The organism is Paenibacillus sp. 3LSP, assembly GCF_032465655.1.
GTDB lineage: Bacteria > Bacillota > Bacilli > Paenibacillales > Paenibacillaceae > Fontibacillus > Fontibacillus barengoltzii.
On the sequence record NZ_JAWDJI010000136.1, the window covers coordinates 1 to 3537 of the forward strand.

The 3537-nt window shown below is 51.5% G+C and carries 4 protein-coding genes; all 4 read left to right on the forward strand.

Annotated features, from left to right (window positions below; all coding sequences use genetic code 11):
• Positions 1-43 precede the first annotated feature (43 nt).
• Complete coding sequence (locus tag RW092_RS10995) at positions 44-400, forward strand: Dps family protein (protein ID WP_316010211.1); 357 nt, start codon at positions 44-46, stop codon at positions 398-400.
• A gap of 284 nt (positions 401-684) precedes the next feature.
• Positions 685-1467, forward strand: a complete 783-nt coding sequence (gene sufC / locus RW092_RS11000; protein ID WP_016312906.1) for a Fe-S cluster assembly ATPase SufC — start codon at positions 685-687, stop codon at positions 1465-1467.
• 19 nt (positions 1468-1486) lie between these two features.
• Positions 1487-2788, forward strand: coding sequence for a Fe-S cluster assembly protein SufD (gene sufD / locus RW092_RS11005; protein WP_085279217.1), 1302 nt, complete (start codon positions 1487-1489; stop codon positions 2786-2788).
• The coding region (locus tag RW092_RS11010; RefSeq protein ID WP_410055532.1) for an aminotransferase class V-fold PLP-dependent enzyme at positions 2785-3537 on the forward strand (753 nt) is incomplete at its 3' end. The genes sufD and RW092_RS11010, both read left to right, overlap by 4 nt.

The following is a 3537-nucleotide window of genomic DNA, read 5'->3' on the forward strand; positions in this document are numbered from 1 at the left end:
TCACAACGTGAATCTCTCAGATTTTGGCTAGGCTACATTCCGAATTCATGTTAAAGGGACGAACTTCTTTCGGCTGCACGCCAAATTTGAGGAGCTATATAATGAAGTTACTGAACAAATGGATGCCATTGCCGAGCGGATGCTCGCACTGAAGTGGACCCCGGCAGCTTCACTGAAGGAGTATCTGGATTTGGCCACCATTCAGGAGGCTACCGGGAAGGAGAAGCCGCAGGCCATGGTTCAGCATGTGCTTGAGGATCTGGCAACCTTAACGGAGGCGTACAATGAAGGGATTGGGCTAGCCGATCAAGCGGAGGATAACGTCACCAGCGATTTATTAACCGGTTATCTCGGCAAATGGGAAAAACAGATGTGGATGCTCCGGGCTTACCTGGATTGATAGATCTTCTCTGAGCCAAAGGCAGACATCACGTATTCCAAGAGGGCTTGGCCGCAAGCGCGGGCCGGGTCCTTTTGTATTGTCTGGGATGACGATATTGCATAACAATGAACATCCGCCGTCATACGTTGCTTATGGATATAAAGTAGGTTAGAATGAAATGAGAATCAGTGAGAATCACTTAGAATTATTCTAATGTGATAATTGTTATGATATAATGGCAAGAACGAGGGCGGCGGCCCTAAGCAAATACCGTAATTTTCGTGAATGGAAGGAGCAGTTACATGGCAACGCATTTTGTAGTTGAGGGTTTGAAAGCAACAATCGAGGAGAAGGAGATCCTGAAAGGGATTAACCTTGAGATAAAAGGCGGAGAAATTCACGCCATCATGGGTCCGAACGGAACCGGGAAAAGTACGCTGGCTTCTGCGCTGATGGGTCACCCGAAGTATGAAGTTACGGATGGTAAAGTGACACTGAACGGGGAAGACGTGCTGGAGATGGCCGTTGACGAACGCGCTCGCGCTGGGATGTTCCTGGCGATGCAATACCCGAGCGAGATCGCTGGCGTAACGAATGCAGACTTCCTGCGCAGTGCCATTAATGCCCGCCGCGGTGAAGGGAATGAAATTTCCCTGATCAAATTCATTCGTCAAATGGAAGAGCAAATGAAAGTGCTGGAGATGAATCCAGAGTTTGCGCACCGTTATTTGAACGAAGGTTTCTCCGGCGGGGAGAAGAAACGGAACGAAATTTTGCAAATGCTGCTGCTTGATCCGAAGATCGTTATTCTGGACGAAATCGACTCTGGTCTTGACATCGACGCTTTGCGGATCGTGGCTAATGGTGTTAACTCCATGCGCAGCGAAGACCGCGGCTTCTTGATTATTACTCACTATCAACGTCTGTTAAACTACATCAAACCGGACTTCGTTCACGTGATGATGCAAGGCCGTATCGTGAAATCCGGCGGTCCTGAGCTTGCCGAACGCCTGGAAGCGGAAGGTTACGATTGGGTCAAAGAAGAGCTGGGTATCGTGGACGAAACAGTTGGTCAAGAAGCCTAATCGGAAGGAGGAGTAAAGAATGACGACACAAACCGTACTTCCGGTAGAAGCGGAGCAACTCAAACAACTGTCCGCGAAGCGCGGCGAACCGGACTGGCTGACCGACAGCCGGACGAAGGCGCTGCAGCTGGCGGCGGAACTGGAACTGCCCAAATTGGAGAAGACGCGGATTGACCGCTGGGATTTGAGCAACTTCGGAACCCTTGCTGAAGCTCGGGGTGAACATACGCAGCAGTTACCTGACAGCATTCAATCGCTGGTGGAATTGAATGAGCAGAGCAATCTGCTGGTTCAACGGAATGCAGATACTGTATTTACCAAGTTGGCACCGGAGCTGGCAAGCCAAGGCGTGATCTTCACCGATTTGGAGACCGCCGTGCGGGAGCATGGGGATCTGGTGAAGGCGCACCTGCACAGCGTGATCAAGCCGGATGAGAATCGCTTGGCCGCTTTGCATGCAGCTTTGTGGAATGGCGGAGTTTTCCTGTACGTTCCGAAGAACGTGGTGATTGATACGCCGCTGCAAACAATTTTCCTGTTGGATGACGCGAGCTCTTCGTTCACGCCTCACGTTCTGATCATGGCGGACACGAACAGCCAAGTTACCTACGTGGATAACTATATTTCTGTAAATCTCAATGGAAACATCGTGCATAACGGTGCAGCCGAAGTGGTCGTAAAGCCGGGCGCCAAAGTCCAATTCGCGACGGTGCACCATTTGGCTGAGCAAGCAACAGATGTGACCTATCGCCGTGCAGTTGTTGAGAATGACGGCAGCATCGAATGGATCATCGGCGAAATGAACAATGGCGATTCGGCGAGTGAGACGCTGTCGATCTTGAAAGGGAACGGCTCGAACTCGGATGCGAAGGTCATCGCCGTTGGTTCGGGGAAACAACGTTTGAACTACACGACGAAGGCCGTCCATTACGGGAAGAGCTCGAACAGCCAAATGATTACCCGCGCCGTAATGCGGGAAGAAGCTACTGCGATTATTAACGGGATCACGAAAATCGAGAAAGGTGCCACGAAAGCGGACGGTCAGCAAACTGAGAAAGTGCTCATGCTAAGCCCGAAGGCTCGCGGTGACGCCAACCCGATTCTGCTGATTGACGAAGATGACGTTTCCGCAGGACACGCCGCTTCCGTTGGGCAGGTGAACCCAGAGCAAATTTACTACTTGATGTCCCGCGGGATTACCCGTGCAGAGGCGGAACGCTTGGTCATTTACGGCTTCTTGGCGCCGGTCGTTTCGGATATCCCGCTGGAACCGTTGCAGAAGCAACTGCAAGGTCTAGTGGAAAGGAAGCTGGGACAATGAGTATCCATGCTGAAGAGCTGAAGAAGCAATTTCCCATTCTGCAGCAAGAGATAAACGGGCATCCGCTCGTTTATCTCGACAGTGCGGCTTCCTCGCAGAAGCCGACGGTCGTAATTGAAGCGTTAAAGCATTATTACGAATGGGATAATGCGAACGTGCATCGCGGCGTGCATACGCTGGGCAGCCGGGCGACCGATGCTTATGAGAATGCCCGCGAGAAGGTAGCCAGATTTATCGGGGCTGCGCGCCGGGAAGAAATTATTTTTACCCGTGGCACTACGACCTCGCTGAATTTGGTTGCATCCTCTTACGGAGCAGCGAATGTCGGAGAAGGCGACGAAATCGTCATTACTCCGATGGAGCATCACAGCAATCTGATTCCTTGGCAGCAATTGGCGTTGAAGAAGAAGGCTGTATTGAAATATATCCCGCTGCAGCCAGACGGTCATATCGATTTGGCGGATGCGGAGAAGACGATTACCTCCAAGACGAAGATCGTGGCGACCGCTTACGTATCCAACGTCCTTGGCGTTGTGAATCCGATCAAGGAGCTCGCAGCCATTGCTCATCGCAACGGGGCGGTTATGGTCGTTGACGGTGCGCAAAGCACCCCTCACATGAAGGTTGACGTACAGGAACTGGATGTTGATTTTTATGCTTTTTCCGGTCATAAGATGTGCGCACCAACTGGAATTGGGGTACTCTATGGTAAGAAGCAATTGCTGGAAGCCATGGAGCCGATCGGGTAC

Bases quoted from the DNA above. Each gene is read 5' to 3' on its own strand.
- sufD (WP_085279217.1), top strand. From the start codon at position 1,487: ATGACGACACAAACCGTACTTCCGGTAGAAGCGGAGCAACTCAAACAA.
- sufC (WP_016312906.1), top strand. From the start codon at position 685: ATGGCAACGCATTTTGTAGTTGAGGGTTTGAAAGCAACAATCGAGGAG.